Source organism: Acidobacterium sp. FHG110202_01, assembly GCF_059115305.1.
Genome location: NZ_JBZYWJ010000002.1, coordinates 244,975 through 265,791, shown reverse-complemented (window position 1 = coordinate 265,791; position 20,817 = coordinate 244,975). Strand labels below are relative to the sequence as shown.

16 protein-coding genes are annotated in these 20,817 nt (G+C 56.6%); 7 read left to right on the top strand and 9 right to left on the bottom strand.

Going from position 1 to position 20,817, the window contains the following annotated elements; translation table 11 throughout:
• Positions 1-12: 12 nt before the first annotated feature.
• From AC5S16_RS04395 to AC5S16_RS04380, 4 genes are all read right to left on the bottom strand, one after another.
• Positions 13-2,211: a tetratricopeptide repeat protein gene (locus AC5S16_RS04395; RefSeq protein ID WP_493928814.1), complete on the bottom strand. Its 2,199-nt coding sequence runs from the start codon at positions 2,209-2,211 to the stop codon at positions 13-15.
• The gene (locus AC5S16_RS04390) at positions 2,208-3,128 is read right to left on the bottom strand and encodes a hypothetical protein (protein ID WP_493928813.1); all 921 of its coding nucleotides are present in this window, start codon (positions 3,126-3,128) and stop codon (positions 2,208-2,210) included. The genes AC5S16_RS04395 and AC5S16_RS04390 overlap by 4 nt, the downstream gene beginning before the upstream one ends.
• Positions 3,125-5,410 (bottom strand): glutamine amidotransferase, encoded by a 2,286-nt coding sequence (locus tag AC5S16_RS04385; RefSeq protein WP_493928812.1) that lies wholly within the window; start codon positions 5,408-5,410, stop codon positions 3,125-3,127. The genes AC5S16_RS04390 and AC5S16_RS04385 overlap by 4 nt, the downstream gene beginning before the upstream one ends.
• Before the next feature lie 148 nt (positions 5,411-5,558).
• A complete protein-coding gene (locus AC5S16_RS04380) occupies positions 5,559-6,362 on the bottom strand; it encodes a DUF4159 domain-containing protein (protein WP_493928811.1) in 804 nt (267 codons plus the stop codon).
• 148 nt (positions 6,363-6,510) lie between these two features.
• Between AC5S16_RS04380 and AC5S16_RS04375 the strand changes: the two genes are divergently transcribed.
• The gene (locus tag AC5S16_RS04375; RefSeq protein ID WP_493928810.1) at positions 6,511-7,920 is read left to right on the top strand and encodes a multicopper oxidase family protein; all 1,410 of its coding nucleotides are present in this window, start codon (positions 6,511-6,513) and stop codon (positions 7,918-7,920) included.
• 12 nt (positions 7,921-7,932) lie between these two features.
• Here AC5S16_RS04375 and AC5S16_RS04370 read toward each other — a convergent pair whose 3' ends face one another.
• Complete coding sequence (locus tag AC5S16_RS04370; protein WP_493928809.1) at positions 7,933-9,342, bottom strand: O-antigen ligase family protein; 1,410 nt, start codon at positions 9,340-9,342, stop codon at positions 7,933-7,935.
• Positions 9,343-9,670: 328 nt separating this feature from the next.
• On the bottom strand, positions 9,671-10,372 hold the full coding sequence (locus tag AC5S16_RS04365; RefSeq protein WP_493928808.1) for an HAD family hydrolase: 702 nt from the start codon (positions 10,370-10,372) through the stop codon (positions 9,671-9,673).
• A gap of 220 nt (positions 10,373-10,592) precedes the next feature.
• Here AC5S16_RS04365 and AC5S16_RS04360 point away from each other — a divergent pair, with 220 nt between their 5' ends.
• Entirely contained in the window at positions 10,593-11,621 is a 1,029-nt protein-coding gene (locus AC5S16_RS04360) for a hypothetical protein (RefSeq protein ID WP_493928807.1), read from the top strand.
• Here the strand turns inward: AC5S16_RS04360 and AC5S16_RS04355 are convergent, their stop codons facing one another.
• The gene (locus AC5S16_RS04355) at positions 11,622-12,104 is read right to left on the bottom strand and encodes a GNAT family N-acetyltransferase (RefSeq protein ID WP_493928806.1); all 483 of its coding nucleotides are present in this window, start codon (positions 12,102-12,104) and stop codon (positions 11,622-11,624) included.
• A 6-nt stretch (positions 12,105-12,110) separates the two neighbouring features.
• Positions 12,111-12,842 carry an SGNH/GDSL hydrolase family protein gene (locus tag AC5S16_RS04350; protein ID WP_493928805.1) on the bottom strand — a complete coding sequence of 244 codons (732 nt, stop codon included), beginning with the start codon at positions 12,840-12,842 and terminating at the stop codon, positions 12,111-12,113.
• A gap of 241 nt (positions 12,843-13,083) precedes the next feature.
• On the opposite strand from AC5S16_RS04350, the gene AC5S16_RS04345 reads away from it, so the two are divergent.
• Positions 13,084-13,944, top strand: coding sequence for a tryptophan 2,3-dioxygenase (locus AC5S16_RS04345; RefSeq protein WP_493928804.1), 861 nt, complete (start codon positions 13,084-13,086; stop codon positions 13,942-13,944).
• Positions 13,941-15,140, top strand: a complete 1,200-nt coding sequence (locus AC5S16_RS04340; protein ID WP_493928803.1) for an aminotransferase class V-fold PLP-dependent enzyme — start codon at positions 13,941-13,943, stop codon at positions 15,138-15,140. Before AC5S16_RS04345 ends, AC5S16_RS04340 begins: the two co-directional genes overlap by 4 nt.
• A 148-nt stretch (positions 15,141-15,288) precedes the next feature.
• Here AC5S16_RS04340 and AC5S16_RS04335 read toward each other — a convergent pair whose 3' ends face one another.
• The gene (locus AC5S16_RS04335) at positions 15,289-15,927 is read right to left on the bottom strand and encodes a TetR/AcrR family transcriptional regulator (protein ID WP_493928802.1); all 639 of its coding nucleotides are present in this window, start codon (positions 15,925-15,927) and stop codon (positions 15,289-15,291) included.
• 68 nt (positions 15,928-15,995) lie between these two features.
• Here AC5S16_RS04335 and AC5S16_RS04330 point away from each other — a divergent pair, with 68 nt between their 5' ends.
• From AC5S16_RS04330 to AC5S16_RS04320, 3 genes are all read left to right on the top strand, one after another.
• Positions 15,996-16,424, top strand: coding sequence for an ester cyclase (locus AC5S16_RS04330; RefSeq protein WP_493928801.1), 429 nt, complete (start codon positions 15,996-15,998; stop codon positions 16,422-16,424).
• Positions 16,425-16,434: 10 nt separating this feature from the next.
• On the top strand, positions 16,435-17,049 hold the full coding sequence (locus tag AC5S16_RS04325; protein WP_493928800.1) for an NAD(P)-dependent oxidoreductase: 615 nt from the start codon (positions 16,435-16,437) through the stop codon (positions 17,047-17,049).
• 192 nt (positions 17,050-17,241) lie between these two features.
• Positions 17,242-20,562, top strand: a complete 3,321-nt coding sequence (locus AC5S16_RS04320; protein WP_493928799.1) for an outer membrane beta-barrel protein — start codon at positions 17,242-17,244, stop codon at positions 20,560-20,562.
• Positions 20,563-20,817: the final 255 nt, after the last annotated feature.

Genomic DNA, 20,817 nt, shown 5'->3' with positions numbered 1-20,817 from the left:
GTTCCTCGTGAGTCAGTTTTTTTGCGACGATTGGTTCAACTCGAGCAACATCTTCTGCGCCGGACGATATCCGGGCGCAGCTTCGAGCGCTGCCAGTACGCTCTCCTGGGCCTTGTCCTTCTGCCCCGCGGCCAGATACGCCTGCGCCAGATGGAACTCCGCGCCCGCCTTGTCCAGCGGATTCGACGCCACCACAGCGCTGTATTCGCGGATGGCGCCATCATACTGCTTCCCGGCAAACAGCAGATCACCGAGATGGCGATGCAGCTCCTCATCCTTGACCGGATAGATGTAGTTCACCCGTTCAAGAGTCGCCGCGGCCTCCGTTTGCTGCCCGGCCGCTTCTTCAAGCGTCGCCAGCCGCTTCAGCACGGCCGGATCCTCGCCGCCCTCATGTTCGTACGAGGTCAGCACCGCAGCTTCGGCCTTCGCATCGCCCTTTGCCTTGTCCGCGTCCGCCAACAGCTCGTAAACGTTTGCCTCTCCCACATATTCGGGATACATCTCGCGCGCCGCTTGCCCCTGCGCCAGCACAACGTCATACTGTTTCTGTTGGGATGCGGCGACCAGCGCTTTCAGCTTCTCGCGCCATTCATCAAAGTGAGCAGCCTTCGCGCCATATTGCTTGTTGATCCAGGCAAGATACTGCTGATCAAATTCCTCCGGTTTCACTCCGAGGTCCTGTTCGACGACCTGCGGCGTTGTCTTCAACTGAGCATAGGAATGAATCATCGCCAGCAGCTTTTCTTCACCCCACTTCTCCTTTACGAAGTCGCAGATCGTTCCTGCCTGGAAGTACGACACAATCACCTGCGACGGATATTCGGGATAAACAAAGCCGCGGTCGAGCTTCGATATCGGCAGCAGCTTCTTGTCGCGGATCGCCGCCAGCACTTCCGGCGTAACGCGGCTGCTCCACTCCGATGAGCGGTCGCCTTCTTCATGCACTGCCAGGCCTTCCGTAAACCAGCGCGGCACGCGATGGTTCGTCGCTGTTAGCACGTAGACATGGCTCATCTCATGCCACAGCGTCGCGCCCCAGTTGAAGTCGCCTGGCTTGCGCGCAGAAGGGCTGTCCATCGCTACCACTTCGCCAAACGTCACGCCCTGCGCGCCCAGTCCCGGCATCCCCGTCGTGCGCACGGCAAAGTCTTCGTGATCGGGATACACCTCCACCTGGACAGGGCCGGGGAGCTTCATGCGGTACTTCTTGTCGTAGGCCGCGATGATCGTGTGCAGCTCAGACTGCATATAAGGTTGCAGCAGGCTGGCCTCCGTCTTGTTCAATTTCAGGATCGTCGTGTCATCACGAAACGTTTCGAAATTCTTGTAGCTGTCCAGCAGCCGCAGGCTGTTTACCGTCGCGGCATTGCGATAGCCGTTGTTGTAGCTCAGTTCCAGGTCCTTGCGCGGCTCATCTTCCTGGCCTAGCCGCATCAGGTCGATGCCGAGCGCCGAATGCGCGCTCCACAGATGTGGAGCGGCCTCAATCGCCTTTTTGTAATAAGTAGCTGCATCTTCAAAACGGTAGTGCATTTCAAGCTGATGCCCCACGCGTTCGTAGGCTTCTCCATATCCGGGATTCACAACCGTAATCTTCGCGAACCATGCATCCGGAGAACGATCAGCGAGCAGTTCCACTGCTGCATGAATCGCCATCGCATCGAGCGCGTCGTTCTCGATCGCTATTGCTTTGTCAGCTTCGGCCACAGCGGCATCTCGATCGTCGTTTTCCAGAGCAAGCTCGGCCATCAATTCATGCGCTTCTGCGAGCTTGGGATCAAGCGCAATGGCCTTCTCTGCATACTGCGTCGCTTTGCCGTCAAAGCTCTCTGCGGAAACAATTGCGAGGCCAAGATAGGCCGCGGCATTCGACGGGTCTTTCGTTAGGGCTTCGCGGAAGAGGTCAGCCGCTTCAGAATTGTTGAAGCGCTCATGCAGCAGCATCCCCCAGCGGACTTTATAGAGAGCACTTGCATCAGCCGGTTGCGTTGCCAGCCGGAACTGCGCGTTCGCCTGCTCCCACTCTTCCAATCCCCAAAATCCCTCAGCCTGCGTGTAGGCATCGTTGCCGCGTGTCAGGCGCTCGAAGCACGCCTGCGCCTCTTGCTGGCGACCATGCTTGCGCAGCGACCAGCAGTCCTGAGGGCCAGCGGCAAAGGCAGTGGAACTCATCAGCAGCAGAAGAAGAAATGGAGCAACGTGTCTCACTTGTCCAGATCCTCCTGCACCTTAGCGAGCTCCAGCAGCGCCTCCGTTAATTGCTTTTTATAGTCCGCGGGATCCATCGCCGCCTTCTGATACTTGAGAGTGTCGATCTTCTGCTCCAGCTCCTCTTTTTTTTGCAGCAGCGCGCGCTTTGCCGGATCATTCGCCGCCTGCTGGCTCGCCCCAAGACGCAGCAGAGTGATATTCGACAGCAGCGCGCCCTGGCCATCGCCCGCATCGCGCACTGGCTCGCCATGGCCCACATCATCGAAGACCGCATGCTCGGTAGCGAGCCGTTTCTGTGAGTCATAGAAGGCCGCCGTCTTCTTCGTGGCGTAAGTAAAGGCTTCCATCGCGCTGATCGAATCGCTCTTATCCGTATCGGCCTGCGGATCCTGCAAAGCCTCCACCCAGTAGCGCGCAAAAACGGTGGCGTTTTTTTCCGTGCCTGATTTTGTCGCTGCGATCACCGCGCGCCCTGGCCGATCGAGAGCAGCTACAGCTCCGCCGCTTGCACTGGTGGTGTCCACAATCAGCTGCCGCTTCGCCGGAATGCGGTCGCACATCGCAGCGATCTCGCCGCCAGTCACATCCGGCCCCACCAGGTTGAACTTGTATTCCACGCCATCAAAAGAGCCATGTCCGATCAGGATGAGCACAAAGTCATCGTCCGGTTTGGCATCGCGCGCCACAGCAGCGAGCGTCTCTTTGAAGTGTGACGCTGTTGCCTGCGTGCCGGTAAGCGTATAGACGTGCGCCGTGCTGCCCGCGGCCTTGAATACCCGATCGAGATCATTCGCCGCCGCAGTGAAGCGCTGTTCATAATCTGGCTCTCCGCCAAGCCCAGAGACAGTAACGTAGTACACCGCCGCATGCGCCGGAAGCGCGAGCGCAAACGCTGCCGTAAGCAGGCGCCTCACACCACACCCCACTTGCGGCGCAGCAGCCACTCGGCAAGCGGCAGCCCCAGCAGCAGAAGAAAAACAACCGGCATGTCCCAAAGCTCTTTCGTCGTGCGCAGAGAGATGCCCGCTTCGGAATATGCAATGTCGCGCGGCAGGTTCTTGAGATCAGATGGTTCCCAGTAGCGCCCGCCGGTCTCAGATGAAAGCTGTTTGAGCAGTGCCTGGTTCTGTTCCGTGTGAAAGTTCTCGGCAACGCCATCCTCGTGTTGGAAGGTAACCACATCACGACCCAGCGGTTGCGGCTGGCCTCCTGCAGAGTCCGCGGAAACCTCTGCCAGATAAGAGCCGGGCTTCTCTGCCGTCCACTCCGTCTGATACAGACCGGGCGTGTCACGCGATGGCGTAAGGTCGATCAGCGCATTCGTATTTTCCGGCCCTACGATGTGCGCGGTTACATGCGCATCTGCCGCGGGTTGAAACTGCGGATCGCGCACCAGCGCGGAAAGCTGCACATGGCCCTCATCCATCAGGTTCCGCGCCGATATGGATGCGGCCACCGGTCCCGGCGAATCGGCCACCAGCCAGCGCAGAAGCTGCTGCCAGAAGAGGTCATGCGACGGATCGCCCAGCGCTTCGCTCATCTGCCAGCGCCACGTGCCGCCCGTCGCCATGATGGCCGTGCGCCCATGGCCGTAGTTCTGCGTAATGAGCATAGGCAAGCTGCGCCGCCCGGCTTTCATTTCCGCCAGCACGGTAGCTCCCGGCTTCGGCGTGCCCGCATCCTCGTAATCGGCCAGGTATGTCAGCTTCTTCCATCGATCGGCATTCTTTGCCGGATCGTCGAGCAGCCGCATGATCGGCGAGTCCACTCCTTCTGCTGTCAGCTCCACTGTTGCCGAGTTGCGATGAAAGTTATTGCGGCCTGAAGGCAGAAAGGTCGGCAGCAGCTCGTTCAGGCTCGATGCGCCCCATCCGCCATCGCTCAGCGATGAGTGCCCGCCTAAAAAGAGCACTCCGCCGCCGCGCCGGTCGACGTACTCGCGCAGCAACTCCTGCTGCAGCGGAGTGAAATAGTCGGCATCGACCGAGCCGATAATAATGCCCGCATATCCGAAAAGGTTTTCCGGACGCACCGGAAAGCCGTCCGCCAGCTCGCTCGGATCGCTGATGCCCTGACGGTAAATCTTGTTCTCGCTGGTGCGCAGCATGGAGACAAGCTGTATCGTCGGATCATCGTCTTCCGCGCGCCGGATGAACTTGAACTCCCAGCGCGGCTCGCCTTCAATGTAAAGAATCTTCCGCTTTGTATCGCTGACCAGCAGCGGCCGCGACATTGCATTGTTGCTGGAATTCTCCTCGCCCGCGAGTGGCTCAATCCCGAAGCGAAGGCTCTTCGCGCCCGCCGCGCCCGCGGAAAAGAACAGTGGCTCCGTCTGGAGCGCTCCATTTGCGCCCAGCGTTACCTCACGGGTCGCGAGCGTCTTGTCTCCGTCGCGAACCGTGAGCGTTGCCTTCTGGTTGGTATAGCCATGCTGCGTCAGGCTGATCGTTGCGGTGAGTCGCGCATTCGCAACGGAGCTCGCCGCAACGCTCACATCCTCAATCTCCACATCGTGCGCATGCTCGAGAGCGCCGAAGCCTACGGTATGCACAGGCAGACGGCGATTACGCAGCGCCTGCATGGCATCGAGTCCAATCCCCGAGCCGCTCATCCCCGCCGTATTCTCTCCTCCATCGCTCAACAGTAGAATCGCTCCAATCGGAAGGTCTGACGTCTCGGTTGCCAGTTGCTTCAGTCCTTCGCCGATATGCGTAGCAGCCTCTGCCGGAGCGATATTCTTCACGCCATCCACCTGTGTCACTCCATGGCCCAGCCGGTAGACCCGTGTCTGAAAACGTTTCTGCAATCCAGAGAGGATGCCGCTCTCAAGCGCAGCCTGCGCCGCAGACTCACGCGTTTTGCCGCCGCTGTCTGCAATGGCCATGCTGCGCGAATCATCCACCACCACCGCAATGATGTTCTGCTCCGAGCTCAGCGCCGAGACCGACATGGCGGGCTGCCACAGCAGCAGCAGAATCAGCGCCACCAGCGCCGACTGCATGCCCCACACCGCCCACACCCGCCAGCCGCGCAGCTTGGGCGCGGCATCCTTGAGCCTGCGATGGACGAGCAGTGCGAGCCCGCCGGCGCATAACACAATCAGCACCGGCAGCAGCCACTTCGGCCACGCAGAGAGCAGCACAAACCGTCCTTTCGTGAAGACCGGACTTGGATATTTGAAGAGAAATTGAAACATTCACGCCGGGCCCTGAACAAATTCTTTCTGGTCTATAGCAAAACCAGAGTTGATGTATCCCGAAACCACTGTACTCAAGGTGACGCGACCAGCAGGGAGCGGCAACCTCGCGCTTCCCCCAACAAGGCACGTAACTCTGGTTCTGCTTTTAATGCGTCATGCCATAAAGGATGTAATCAAGCCCCACGCGAAAGGCCATCGATGCAAAGGGCTCCGGATAATTCGGATCATCGGCCCATTCCCATGCGTCGCCGAGGTGCATGTTGTGGCAGATAGCGACGATGATGCGCCCCTTGTCATCGCGGATGGCCCGCCACTTCGGCTGGTAGCCATCCTTCTCGTAGGTGCGCCCGGTGCGGATCCACTGCTCGCCCGGAATCTGCATCTTGTCATCAACATCATAGAGTGTGTGGAAGATTTCGTCGCCGCTCTGCAGGTCTTCCACCGGACGGTCAGGCAGAACCTGCCGCATACCGCGCATAAAGTCCTCCCAGTCTTCAGTGCCATGAAAGTCATCCACCATCAGGAAACCGCCTTTCAGCAGGTACTCGCGCAATCGCTTTGCTTCTTCATCGGTAAACGACCACATCTGCACCTGCACAGCGTAAATCCACGGGTAGTTAAAAATTTCATCTGAGTCGAGCGTGACCACCTGCTCCGTTGGCCGCCCATCGATGCGGGTCAGCCGGTGCATGGCGATCAGGAACTGGCGGTCGGCTTTTGGGTAGTCACGCGACCAGGCAAAACGGCCCCAGTATCCCCAATGGCCATAGCCACCGGAGCTCTCCGTATTGGTGGTGTAGGCAAGGCGTGACCAGTAGAACTCAGCCTTGACATTTGTAGGCGAGTCGTCATTGCCGAAGCCGAAATCCGCAACCCGCTGGTAGGCCCGCAGTCCAGCGCAGCAGCATATCAGTGCCGCTGACACGAATGCGATCTGCGAGATCTTCATCCCGGGCCTCCGCGAAGGGAGTGTGTGTGCGGTGAGAGTACCAGAAACGCGTACTGCGTTGTCTAAATAGACGAAGCGCCGCCGCGGTTTGTTACACTCAGGGCGAAATCGATGCAGGCACGAACCGATCTATGGATGCGGCAGATTCATGAAACGTCGCGACTTACTCAAGCTCGGCAGCATGACTCTCGCGCAAGCCGGCATGGCGCGGCTGCCGCTGCTGGCGCAGGCGGATAAGGCAGACTACACGCTTCGCATCTCTCCTGTAACAGTCGAGCTCGACCGCTCGCATATCCTATCCACCATCGGCTACAACAACACAGCGCCGGGCCCGGTCCTGCGGATGCGCGAAGGCAAGCAGGTCTCTGTTGATGTCATCAACGACACTGACACTCCCGAATTCGTCCACTGGCACGGCATGCTCATTCCCGCCGAGATAGACGGCACCGAAGAAGAAAGCTCGCCCGCAGTCCCGCCGCATGGCCGCCGCCGCTTCCAGCTCACGCCCGGACCGGCCGGAAGCCGCTGGTATCACTCCCACGCCATGGCTATGGACAACCTGCACAAAGGCTCCTACACCGGCCAGTTCGGCTTTGTTTACGTCGATGGCGGCAACGATCCGGGCCAGTACGATCAGGAGCTCTTCCTCGCCCTGCGCGACTGGGAGCCGTTCTTCACTGACACGATGGTCGACACCGACGACGACACGCACAACGGCCCGGTGCCGGAAAAACCAGCAACGCTGAACACCGACCCCAACGGCCTCGAAGTCGGCTCCATGACCTACTCCATCAATGACCGGGCGCTCGGTTCAGGTGACCCGATTCGTGTCCGCCAGGGCCAGCGACTGCTTATCCACTTTCTCAATGCCAGCGCTATCGAGAACCGCCGCATCGCACTCCCCGGCCACCAGATGAAAGTCATCGCCATGGACGGCAACCCGGTACCCGCGCCGCAAACAGTCGACTCAATCTTTCTTGGAGCAGGCGAGCGCATCGACGCCGTCATCGAGATGAACCATCCCGGCGTCTGGATTTTGGGCGCTACCGAAAAGCCTGTCCGCGAGTCCGGCCTCGGCGTCGTCATCGAATACGCAGGACAGCAGGGCCAGCCGCAGTGGATAGACCCGCCCAAAGCGCCATGGGATTACACCATCTTCGGAACGGCGAGCTCCAATTCGCCGGCTCCACAGCAGACTATCGAAATGATCTTCGAGAAAATCCCGCGCGGCATCGGCAAATTTAACGCCTGGCTCATCAACGGCAAGCCCTATCCGCATGACCGCGAGTTTGTGCTGCAGCAGGGAACTCGCTACCGGCTGGTGATGCGCAATCGCACCGATGACGCGCACCCCATGCACCTGCACCGGCACCTGTGGGAGTTGGTCGAAATCAACGGCAAGAAAACCGCGGGTCTCATGAAGGACACAGTTGTCGTTCCTTATTATGGACGCGCCGTCGTCGATTTCACCGCCAATCAGCCTGGCCTCTCGCTCTTCCACTGCCATATTCAGCAGCACATGGACTACGGATTCAAAGCGCTCTTCCGCTATGCCTGACACCTCACTGACTCAGGCCGTCTTGTCTGACGGAAGAGTGAAGGGCGGATCATGCGGAGCTATCGGCGGCCTGAAATTCTGTATCGGAGTAGGCGGCCACTGTCTCATCCGCATCCAGTGATCGCAAAGCTCCAGGTTAACGAGAGCCATAATGAACAAGGGCCAGAAAATCCCGTTAAAGCTGATCAGGGAATTTTCATCCAGGTCGCAGGCAAGAACCAGAAACAGCACAAAGACAGGCCAGATAGCCTGCTCCATATAAGGTGAGCGGATCAATCTCCACGCCTTGCTGCAGCCGCGAAAGTAGCTCAGGCCAAAAATCGCCAGTCCTGCGCCGCCAAGCTCCAGCATAAGCTCCAGAAATCCGTTGTGAGCGTGAGGGACGCCCCATTGGACAGCGGCCATCACATTCACGGCTTCGCCTTTCAGTCCGATCCAGAATCCTCCGAGGCCATATCCCAGCAGAGGCCGCTTGAGAATCGCCTGCCAGACCGCGCGCCAGATATCCGTGCGTCCGGTCAGTGTCGCATCGCGTCCCAGCAAGGCCAGAATATCCGGTGCAAAAATAACTCCCAGGGTAATAGCAGTAATACTGAGCAGCATTGACATGGAGAGGATAATGCCGCGGCTCTTCCGGTCATAGCGCTTAAGAAAATGCATGAAATAAGCCAGCACAAAGACGTTCAGTCCCACAAGCCAGAAAGTGCGCGAGCCGCTCAGGGCCAGCAGAAAGGAGAAAAGCAGCAGTGCCAGCAGCTTTGAACGACTGATGCGGCCCATGCACATCGTCAACGCAATGCCCAGCACCATAGCGCGTCCAAGGCCCTGCTTTTGTGAAAAAACTCCTCTCCAGTCATGAGTTCGCCCGGGAGTTGGATCGAGCCCATACGATGGCGCCACAACGCAGAACAGCAGCGAGGCGGAAGCCAGTAGAACCATGGTCCACCACAGAATCGAAAGCTGTTCCTTCAGATCAAACCGGGAAGCAAAATAGAGCGCGAAGATGGTTGCGAGAAGGAAAGAAAGTGCGCGCTTCATCGTAATCGACGGGTCTTGCGACCAGGCCACAGAGGCCAGCGCAATCACAGCCAATACTCCACCCCATTGCAGCGTGGTTACCGCTTTCATCACATGATGAAAGCGCCGTAGCAGAAGCAGAACGATCAGGATTCCGATGATCAGTTGCGACCCGATCCCAATGATGGCCGCGGACGCACCCGGATCCATGGCGATCTCAGGATCTGCCGATGTATTTGTGAAGTACAAACTACCGGACAGCCCGTAGTAAGCGCATATCACCACGCATGCGCTTTTCTCAAACCATAAATCCCTTGCATGATCGGCAACATTCCGCCCTATCCACTCCACAAAGCTGGCGGAACGATCTTCAAATGAGCCAGACAGAATCGACGCAACTCCCATAGCGGTACTCTTTCCTCGCGCGAAGGGGGATATACATCTACTGCTTAACGCAAAGGATTGAACTAGAGAGCGGTCCCTTTAGGTTGTTACTGAGATTCGCCGATGATAAGTAACTTAATCAATTACTTTTTAGTAATTGAGTACCAGCTAGCCTGAACGTAATACTGCGTTTGGCTGGCATAAGGTACCTTTTACCCCGGTGACCATAAGAAGCCAAAGTTATGCTTGGTAACCAGTAGGAGTAATACGAATTTAGGTGATGGAAGTTATCGAGTATTGGATGACAGTAACTATGAATAGAGTGGAAGACTACTCAGGGACAGGTAAGTTAAAACCGCCGGGCCAGCTCGTGGAAGCTTTCCAGTTCCAGCAGGTACTGGCCATCTTTGGCAGGCTCCACTGCTTCATGTTCCAGCATCCACGTGTGCGGATGAGGAATAAACACTGCATGCAGCCCGGCTGCTAATGCGGGATTGATGTCCGACTTTGGACTGTTGCCAATCATCCATGTGAATCTGCAGTTCAGCTCATACTTCTGGCATACCGCGTGGTAGGCATCAGGGTTCTTCTCGCCCGCCACCTCGACGGCCGCGAAGTGTGCGGCAAGTCCCGAACGCGTCAGCTTGTCTTTCTGTTCGTGCTCATTGCCTTTGGTCATCAGGATGAGCCGGTGGCGCGAGGCGAGCGTCGGCAGGACTTCTGCCACGCCGGGCAGCAGTTGAATTTCCTGCTGGCTGATCGAGCGGGCAAAGCCCACAATGCGCTTATGCTTTTCCGGAGGGACTGGTCCCTCACTCAGGCGTTCAAAGCACGTTACCAGCGAGTGCTGAAAGCTCGCCAGTCCGTAGCCGCGTTCCCGGATCGTCTCCCGCTCCACGTCATTGAGAAATTCGCGCACTTCTTCGCGCGTATAGCTGTGGTGGTTCAGGTATGAGATGAACGAAGCGATGGCGCGTTCAAAGAAGATGTTGTTTTCCCAGAGTGTGTCATCCGCGTCAAGCAGGAGCGTCTGTCCCGGCGTGATGCTCAAAAGAAAACTCATACCTTGAGAGTAACAAAGAGAGTTAATCCATGCCCGGAGGGATGTGCTCTAAAATACTGATATGAATTCCTCCAAAAGGGGTTGATTTTTGTTGTACATACACCCCGTCTTTTTTCTGTAATCCGTGTCTACATTCACAGGGCTTTAATATTTCGACTGCCAGGGACATGGCATCGCCGCCCAATTTTTGCGTCAGGGAGAACTGCGTATGCTTTTTCAGAGACGCGATATTTTAAAGTTGTTGTGCGCTTCGTTCCTGCTTTTTGCGATCTGCGTCTATGCCCGCGCCGATGCGGCCCTGCTGCTTGAAGAGCCTTTCGGCCAGTTCGGCAGCATGAACCCGACAGGACATGCCGCCATCTATCTTGACCATGTCTGCGCCGCGTCGCCCACAAAGCTGCGTCTGTGTGAACCGGGAGAGCCTGGTGTCGTCATCAGCCGCTACCACCGCATTGGTGGCTACGACTGGATCGCGATCCCGCTGATCCCGTATCTCTACGCCGTCGACGATCCGCGTGATGTGCCGGAGTCCATCGATGCAAAGCTGGAACTTAAATTGCGCGACCGCTACCGCCGCGAGCACCTCATGGATATTGCGCCTGACGATCCGAAGCGCGAGATTCCTGAAGGCGAATGGATCCAGCTGGTCGGTTCTGCCTATGACCGCAAGATCTATGGCTTCCAGGTTGAAACCACTGAGGAGCAGGACAAGCGCCTGATCTTCGCTCTGAATTCATATGTCAATCAGAGCCACTTCGATCTCTTCTTCAACAACTGCGCGAATTTTGCGGCGTTCGTTCTTAACTTCTACTACCCGCATTCGATTCACCGGAACTACATCGCTGATGTAGGCCTGATGACACCGAAGCAAGCCGGCAAGAGTCTGGTCGCCTACAGTAAGCACCATCCTGATTTGAAGTTCACGACATTCGTGATTCCGCAGGTTAAGGGCACCATCCATCGCAGTGATTCAGTGAACGGTGTCGTCGAATCCCTGGTGAAGACCAAGAAGTACGTCCTGCCCATCGCAGCATTCCATCCGTTCGTGGCTGGAGGGCTCGCCGTCGCGTATCTAGGCAACGGACGTTTTCATCTTGATCCGAAGGCGGAGGTCTTTGATCCGGCGCATGACTTCGAACCGGGAGAAGCCGTCATAACCAGGCCGGAGGAAACTGCACCAGCCACAAATGAAAGTGGAACTGCGAGCACGTCGCTCCATGGCAGCGGAGCGCAATAATTAATTTGCTGTCCGATACTCGCGATCGAGCATCGACATCAGCAGCAGAGAATGATAGCGTCCATCCCGATATACAGATTCGCGCAGCACTCCGTCCTGCCTGAAGCCCAGGGTGTGGTATACGTGCTGCGCACGCGGGTTTGTCTCGTATACATCAAGCCACAGACGATGCGCGTCGAACTCATCAAAGACCTTCCTGAGTAGAAGCCGCATTGCTTCTTTGCCGTTGCCTTGTCCGGGAGAGCGCATCACAATACGCCTCAGCTCAAGATTGCGGTGTTCTGACTTAAGGCCGCGTAGAATCGCATATCCCAGCGGCTCATTTGAGTCTCCAAGGGCGATAAGGTAACGAGTGTCAGGATCACATAGCGCAGTGGCATGCTCTTCACTCGACCATTGCGCAATATATTCACGGAACGCGGGTGTGTGCTCCACCTCGACAATCCACGGAATATCAGCCTTGGTTGCTTCTCGGAGCCGCATCTGCACCTACTTTGCCAGGGCCTTTTCAATGGCGCTTTCCGCCAGGGGGGTCATAACCCTGTATCCGGCATCGTTCGGGTGCAATCCGTCGTTCGCCAGCTCCTGTCGCATCATGCCCCGGCTGTCCACCATGGCGCCGAAGTAGTCGAGATAAATCAGGCCGTTGGTTTCGCAATAACTGCGCAGCCAGCGGTTCAATTCGGCAATCTTTTCCGGCGAGCGCTGCAGAAACATGGTTTGCTTCTCCGGCAGATAATTGTGAATCGGCGTCACCGAAGAAAAGACTACACGGATTGAATGCACTTTTGCTAAATCAGCAATCGATGTGTAATTGTTCTCTATCTGTTCAAGCGTCATCGGGCCGGTATTTCCGGCAATGTCATTGGTTCCGGCAAGTATCACCACAACCTTCGGTTTTAGGTCGATCACATCCTGCTTGAAGCGGATGAGCATCTGCGGCGTGGTCTGGCCGCTGATGCCGCGATTGATATATCCCTTGCCGGGAAAATAAGTATCTAGCTTCCACCCGTCAGTGATCGAGTCGCCGTAGAAGATCACGCGATTTTCGCCTGCTGCTGGAGCACGCAACTCCGCATTGGCCTTCGCATAACGATTCAGTCCGCCAAAGTCATTCAGAAAGGTGCCGACGCTGCTTTCCCGCCATCGCTCCAGCGTGAGAACGGCATCGGCGCGAGGATCGCTCGCCGCATCCTGAGCCTGCGTTTGCGCCAAAGCCACAGAAGCTGCGGCCAATAGAAGATAGCAGCCAAACTTGAGCATGACCGCAAGATAACACCCATTGCATGCGATTTCACATGAAACGATCTTGTTATATCTATCCCGTTAAGCGGGAAAAATGAAATTTGTAACAGAAAGGTTGACAAATCTTGATCGGGAGCGGCATCCTGTTCCCGTTTTCCAAGTAGTTGTATGCCTCCCTGGCCTGGCAGACAATGTTCTGTCAGGCTAATTTTTTTATATGTCTACCGTAGAAAAAAATCAGAGGCCGCTCGAAGCCGGAATCGTCACCGACTTTCATGAGCGCATGAGCTATGCGGGTTATCTATGTCTCGATGGATTGCTTGCGCAGCAGCGCCCCCTGTCCAATCCCGAACACCATGACGAAATGCTGTTCATTATTCAGCATCAGGTCTCGGAGTTGTGGATCAAGCAGCTCATCCACGAGCTTACCGCTGCGATTCGATTCGTGCAGCAGGACCAGCTCGACCCGTGTTTCAAGATCCTCTCCCGCGCCAAGCTCATTCAGATGCAGCTCTTCGAGCAATGGGCCGTGCTCGAAACGCTTACGCCGTCCGAGTACATGGAATTCCGCGGAGTGTTGAACAACGCCTCCGGCTTCCAGTCTTTTCAATATCGCAAGCTCGAATTTCTGCTAGGCAATAAAAACAGAGGAGCGATCAAGGTCTTCGAACACGCGCCGGAAATTTACCAGGACCTCAAAAACACATTGGAATCGCCCAGTCTTTACGACGAATTCCTGCGCCATCTCAAACGCCGCGGCCTTGCTGTGCCTGATGCCTGCATGGAACGCGACTGGTCCGAGCCTTACCAGAAAAACGAAGAGTTGGTCGAGGTCTTCCGGCAGATTTACATCCGCCCGCGCGAGCACTGGGACGCGTACGAGATGTGCGAGAAGCTGGTCGATGTAGAAGAGTATTTTCAGCTCTGGCGTTTCCGCCACATGAAGACCGTCGAGCGCATCATCGGCTTCCGCATCGGCACGGGAGGCTCATCAGGCGTCGGCTTCCTGAAGCAGGCATTGGAATTGACCTTCTTCCCTGAATTGTTTTCCGTGCGCACAGGGCTGAAACAGAAATGAGAACAATAGAAGATGCGATTGCTGCCCTCGGCCCAGGCCCGCTCCCCGAAGAATCCATCCAAAAACACATCGCGCCGCTCTTCTCTCGCGTGCTTGCGAGCGGCCGTATCTATCTTGCCAATCACTCGCTGGGCCGCCCGTTAGACAGAGTGGCCGATGATATCCGCGAAGCTACAGCGCTGTGGGAGACAAAGCTTGGCCATGCATGGGACGAGTGGCTTGCAGAACAGGAGGCTTTTCGCGCACGCGTCGCAAAGCTCATCCACGCGCCGCGCCCGGACTGCATCGTACCCAGAACATCCGCCGGCCAGGGCCTGCGTGCTGTGTTGAATGCGCTACCCGGAAAGCCTCACGTTCTGACCACGCGCGGTGAGTTCGACTCGATCGACCTCATTCTCAAACAGTATGCGTCGCTGGGCCGCATCAGCATCACCTGGGTCGAGCCCGATGCGGAAGGCAACTTCACGGTGCAGGGAATCGTCGAGCAACTGCGCAAAGGCATGGATCTCGTCGTTGTCTCACAGGTCATGTTCATGACCGGGCAGGTCGTGCACTACCTCGATCAGCTGGCTGATGCATGCCATAGCATCGGCGCGAAGCTCATGGTCGATGCCTATCATGCCATCGGTGTCTTTCCCGTCGATGTGGCTGCGATGCGCGCCGACTTTATGATCGGCGGCAGTTACAAATATCTGCGCGGAGGCCCCGGAGCCTGCTTCCTGTATCTTTCTCCTGAAATCCTGGCGAGCGGATTGCGCCCGCTCGATACCGGATGGTTTGCTCGCGAAGACACATTTGAGTATGAGCGTGCCGATCCTCCGCGATTGCGCGCTGGAGGCGACGCTTACCTCGAATCAACGCCGCCGGTTATTACCTGGTATCAGGCGCGCAGTGGCCAGCAATTCACACTGGCTATGGGAGTAGAACGCCTGCGCGAATACAGCCTGAAACAATTGAGCAGCCTGAAAAGCCATCTCGCCAACGCCGGCATCCAGGCCATGGGTGGCAATGACCAGCACGGAGCATTCCTCGCCGTCCATCATGCAAGAGCAGCAGAATTGGTAAAGAAACTCGAAGCGCGAAGCATCATCACCGACTCCCGCGGCACATGGCTGCGCCTCTGCCCCGACTGCCTCACCCGCGAAGAAGAGCTTCGCATCGCCGCTGCCGCTTTGCGTGAAGTTATGCAGAGCTGAGCCCAGGCATTCGTAGATAAGACGATGTCATCCTGAGCGTAGCGAAGGACCTGCTTTTCTTATGCACTGACACGAAAAAGGGTGCCCCATCCTATCGCGCTTTTTGCGATAGGGTGGGTGAGCAAAAAGCACCCACGACCAAACCGGCCTAACGGCTCCTAGCCGGTCCGATCAGCGCCTCCACCATAGTATTTGCCAGCCAGTCCTCAAAATCCTGCGCTGTCCATCCGCGGTCGCGAACCATCATGCGATAGAGATCGCGGCTTGTGAGCGTCCACAAAATATCGCGCGCGCGCTGCGGAGTGATTCCCGTCCGCAAACTCCGTGTCTGCACGAGATACTGAATCATCACCTTTTGCGACTCATACCTCTGGCAGTCGCGGCCTGACTCTACCTGCGCCAGCTGCGGTGATACGGTTCCCGCGCCACGCAGCAGGTCCGTGATCGAGCTCTCCGATTCATAGATGCGTCGCGAAATGCGGGCCGCGAACTTCAGTCTTTCCCGCGGATCGGGTGTCTTCATCGCTTCGTTCACCAGGTCCTGAAACTGGCTGCCGAAGCGCACAGCATCGAGAATCGCCGACAGAATCCCGGTCTTCGATCCAAAAACCGCATAGACCGTAGCTACGGCAACGCCGGCTTTCTGGGCCACGGCCTCCATCGTCATGCCCGCATATCCGTGTTCTTCGAGCAACTTACGTGCGGCAGCAGCGATCCTCGACCGGGTCTCATCCGCCTGCTGCTGCCGGATGGGTGATTGGTACGCCCGTTTTTTTGCAACTTTCACATTGGCAGAATACTCAATTATTCGATAGAAGTATCTATATTGAATAGCAGGGTATAGGAGGAATCGCCATGACCGCTCAGGAAAAATCTCACGTCGAAACTGTCCGCCGCCTTTATGAAGAAGCCCTCAACCAGCAGCGTCCCGATCTGCTCTCCGCTCTGCTCAGCGAAGACGTGCTCTTCCACTCCTTCACCGAAGACCGCGGAATCGAAGCATACAAAGTTCTCGCTGAGCGCCTGCGTATCGGCTTCCCCGACATGCATTTCACCCTCAACGATCTGATCGCCGCTGATGACCGCGTCATCGTGCGCTGGACCATGGACGCTACTCACGGTGGACTGTTCGCAAATGTTCCCGCTACCGGCAGGCGCATTCAGCAGCGCGCCATCGTGATCTACCGCTTCGAGAATGGAAAGATTGCCGAAGGCTGGGCGCAGATGGATCGCCTCGGAGTGCTGCAGCAGATCGGCGCCGCACCAGTTCCGCAAACAAGATAGGAGGCAATCCGTGAAACTGCTCATACTCGGCGCGACTGGCGGAATCGGACAATTCCTGCTCCGCTTTGCCCTGGAGCGCGGACACGAAGTGACAGCCTTCGTCCGCTCTCCGCAAAAGATCACTCTCACGCATGAACGCCTGAATATCATCGAGGGAAATCTGCTCGATGCCGATCAGCTCGCGCAGGTGATGGCACGGCACGACGCCGTTCTCTCAGCATTCGGGCCCGCAACGCTGCGCGTCACAACAACGCGCCGCGATTTCGGCAAGGCAGTAGCGGAGGCCATGCGCATCTCCGGAGTAAAGCGGGTGCTGCTGGTTTCCACATCGTTTCTTTATCCGGAGATGTTCTTTCTTGGAAAAATTCTGCGCAGCTCTATCTTCAAAAATATTCTTCCCGATGCTGCTGGCATGGAAGCAGCCGTCAGTAAGGACTTTCTCGACTGGACCATCGTGCGTCCGCCGCGCCTTACAAATGGTCAGCGCACGCAGAAATATCGCATAGTCGATGGCCGTCTTCCTGATGGAGGATTCCTCATCTCTCGTGCCGACGTTGCCGATTTCATGTTGAAGGAAGTCGAACGCCCGTCGCATGTCCATCAACTTGTAGCTGTTGCAATGTAGTGCGCGTACCGCTGAGCGAACCACAATTTCCGGAAAAAGAACACATGTCCCGCCGAGCGGTATAGTCGACTGGCACATTTATTGACAGTCATTTTTTGAGACCTGTACTTACTCCTAATATGGTCTGCGCATGGCTTGAGTTGCAGCGGACGAAGGCAGTTGCTTGTCTTGATTTAGCCCGGGAGGCAGTACATGCGAACTCTTGTTCTTTTTTCCAGGTGCGTTCTCGCATCAGCAGTGTTTCTGTTTGTTAATTTGGTTGTCGCTCCGTCTTATGCCCAGCAGATTACCGGTGCTATCCGGGGAAATGTAAAGGACGAGCAGGGTGCAGTAGTTTCTGGAGCAACAGTGAAAGCGTCAAATGTTGCTACCGGATTCTCACGCGAGGCTGTAACCGACAGCGAAGGAAGCTATTACATCCAGTATCTTCCTGTTGGCATTTACAACGTTGAAGTGAATCAGTCCGGCTTCAAGAAATTTGTGCAGCAGAACATTGTCCTGACGGTGGATCAAACGCAGGCATTGAACATCACTCTGTCCGTCGGCGGAGAAACACAGACGGTTACAGTGTCAGAAGCTCCTCCCATTCTCGATACCAATTCCGCAACACTGGGTAGAACGGTGCAGCCGGAAGAAATCATCGGGCTGCCGCTGGTCAATCGCAATGCATATGCGGAGCTTTCCCTCACGCCGGGCGTGCAATCCAATAGTGCCAGCCCCAACACGAATCCCAGCGGTACCCCCAACTTCCAGATTGGCGTGCCCTCTACGCAGGTAGTAGTCAATGGCGGCATTGACGGCGGTGTTCCGATGGTCAGCTTCTATCTCGATGGCGGCATCAACATGACCGGCATCCGCAACTACGGAAACCCGCTGCCCAATCCGGATGCGATCGAAGAGTTCCGCGTGGAGACCAGCAACTTTTCGGCGCAGTATGGTCGCTTATCCAGCGCTGTCGTAACTGCTGTTACTCGCTCGGGGACAAACCAGTTTCACGGATCCTTGTTTGAATTCGTGCGCAACACGGCGCTGAACGCGACTCCATGGAATGCGACTCTGAATCCGCCATATCATCGCAATCAGTTCGGCGGTACGGTTGGCGGCCCAGTCATGCGTGATAAAGCTTTCTTCTTTTTCAGCTATGCCGGATTACGTCAAACAGTAGGCCAGTTCCTCAGCGGCGGTGTCGTGCCTACTGCGCTCGAGCGCCAGGGCGACTTCACGCAGTCGAAGGTGATTCCGAATTATCCGGGCACGAAGACTCCGGTGCAGGGAACCAACAGTTCGGTTAACTGCCAGGTGGCCACGGTGGGCTGCGTTCCTTCTGCTCTGCTCGATCCCACGGCGGCAAACATCATCGGCAAATACATTCCTCTGCCGAACAGCGCAAATAATGCCTGGACAGGATTTTTCACCGGTCCGACAAACCAGGATGAATATCTTGGGAAATACGACCAGGCCCTCGGCACTAAGGACCATCTGGCCGCGACCTACTTCTATCTCAACACCAAGCAGAATGCCTATGGCGGCGGCAATCTGCCCTGGAGCATCAATCAGTCCTACTCCACACAGCAGAATGCGAACATCAGCGATGTTCACACCTTCGGCCCCACAACTGCCAACGAGACCTGGTTCAACTTTACGAGAGTGGCAGGCGGGCGTGTGAACCTTCCGGAAGTTTCCCTTGGAGATCTTGGATCCAGCTACACGATTCAGGGGCCGAAGTCTTTGCCGCAGCTGAATGTGTCAGGATACTTCAGCGTTGGCGGAGCGCTTGCGGGACCGGTGTCCACCACGGACTTCTACTCCCTACGCGACCTGGTCACGATGACCAGAGGCAAGCACTCGCTCAACTTCGGCGGGGAACTGGCGTTGGACAAGAACATGTTTGTGGGAACCTTGAGCAACTTCGGCGTGCTCAGCTTTCAGACTTCCGCACCGACAACAACCGGGAATGCCCTCGCTGATTTCGTCACTGGCCAGGTCGCCAGCATGGAGCAGGACACGCCCTATCATGGGCTCCTGAGCGACTGGCATACGGCATTGTTTGTTGAAGACGATTACCGGCTTACTCCAAGGCTCATAGCAAACCTGGGATTGCGCTGGGACCTTGATCTCCCTCCGGTAGAGTCTTCAAATCTTACCGCGACTTTTGTTCCCAACGTGCAATCTACCGTGGTGCCCAGCGCGCCTCTGGGCATGCTCTTCCCGGGTGACCAGGGAGTGACTCGCGGCATCGTGGACACACGCTGGCACCACATCTCTCCCCGTGTCGGTCTGGCGTGGGACCCATTCGGAAATGGCACAACAGCAGTCCATGCCGCTGCAGGTGTTTTCTACGGCGCCGTAAGCGGCAACCAATGGAATCAACCGGCGAATGCGCAGCCATTTGCTGTTCGTCAGAGCTTTAATTCCATCGCGTCGCTCACCAACGTCTACGGAAATCCTGCTTCTTTCCCTAACGGAGACCCCTTCCCCTACAACTACTCTCCGTCGAATCCGCGCTTTCTCCCAGCGGCCAGCATTGAAACCATTTCAAAAGATTTTCAATGGCCCCTGGTTTACCAGCTCAGTTCCTCAGTCCAGCAGCAGTTGCCGGGCCAGTTCACAGCTACGCTGGCCTATGTAGGCACGTTGTCGCACCACCTTCCCATGATGATTGACGGCAACTATGCTCCCTATGCGCCAGGAGCAAGCACGTCGCAGGACAGCATCAATTCCCGTCGCCCTTATGATCCTGGTGTCCTCGGTCAGAACGTCTTTCTTATCTCCAACCAGACTGCCTCGTATCATTCGCTCCAGGTTTCTGTTCAAAGGCGATTGACGCACAATTTCATGCTCAACGGCTTCTATGTATGGAGCCATTCATTACAAAGTGCAAATGAATCGGCTGTCGGCCAGGCATACGCGCAGGACTTCGCCAACCTGTGGGAAGAGAGAGGCCCGACCGACAATGACCGGCGCAGCATGGCTACCATTTCCGGCATTTGGAATCTCAATTACTACAAGGGCGGGAGCTCCTTCATGAAGCAGCTCGCCAACGGCTGGACGGTATCGACCATCACCACTCTTTACAGCGGTCAGCCGGTCAACATTGCTACCGGCACAAACAGGAATTTTGACAGCGCGAACAGTAACCGGCCCAACCTGGTCTACGGACAGAACCCGTTCCTCAACCCTCATCGAAGCCGTCCTGCTGCTGCAGCCGAGTGGTTCAATATCGATGCGTTCGCGAATAACGGCCCAGCACTCGGCATCGGTCCATATGGCGCCGACGGCAACACGCCGCGCGATTACCTCCGCGCGCCTGGTTACAGAGATATTGACCTGGGAATATTCCGCAACATCAGCTTTGAAAGATTCACTTTGCAGTTGCGCGGCGAAGCCACAAACGCCTTCAACCTGGTAAGTCTCAGCACTCCCACTGCAAACCTGGCGTCAACTCTCAACGGCAAGATCACATCTGCTGCGAGTCCACGCCTGATTCAGGTGGGTGCGCGACTGACTTTTTAAGCAACACTCTCCGGCGGGGCAGGACTTCGGTTCTGCCCCAGGCCATCAGAGAGCAACGCGGAGCATCGCCTCCTGATCCTCGTCAAGCTGAGCAATTCCTTGGTTTCGGAAAAGAAACATGCGTCCCGCTTGGCGGTATAGTGGACAGCCTCATTTATTGACAGTCATTTTTGGAGACCTGTACTTACTCCTATGGTAGTTCGCGCACCATCGAGCGAGCACTGAATCGTTTGATTACTTTACGAGGAGGCAGTA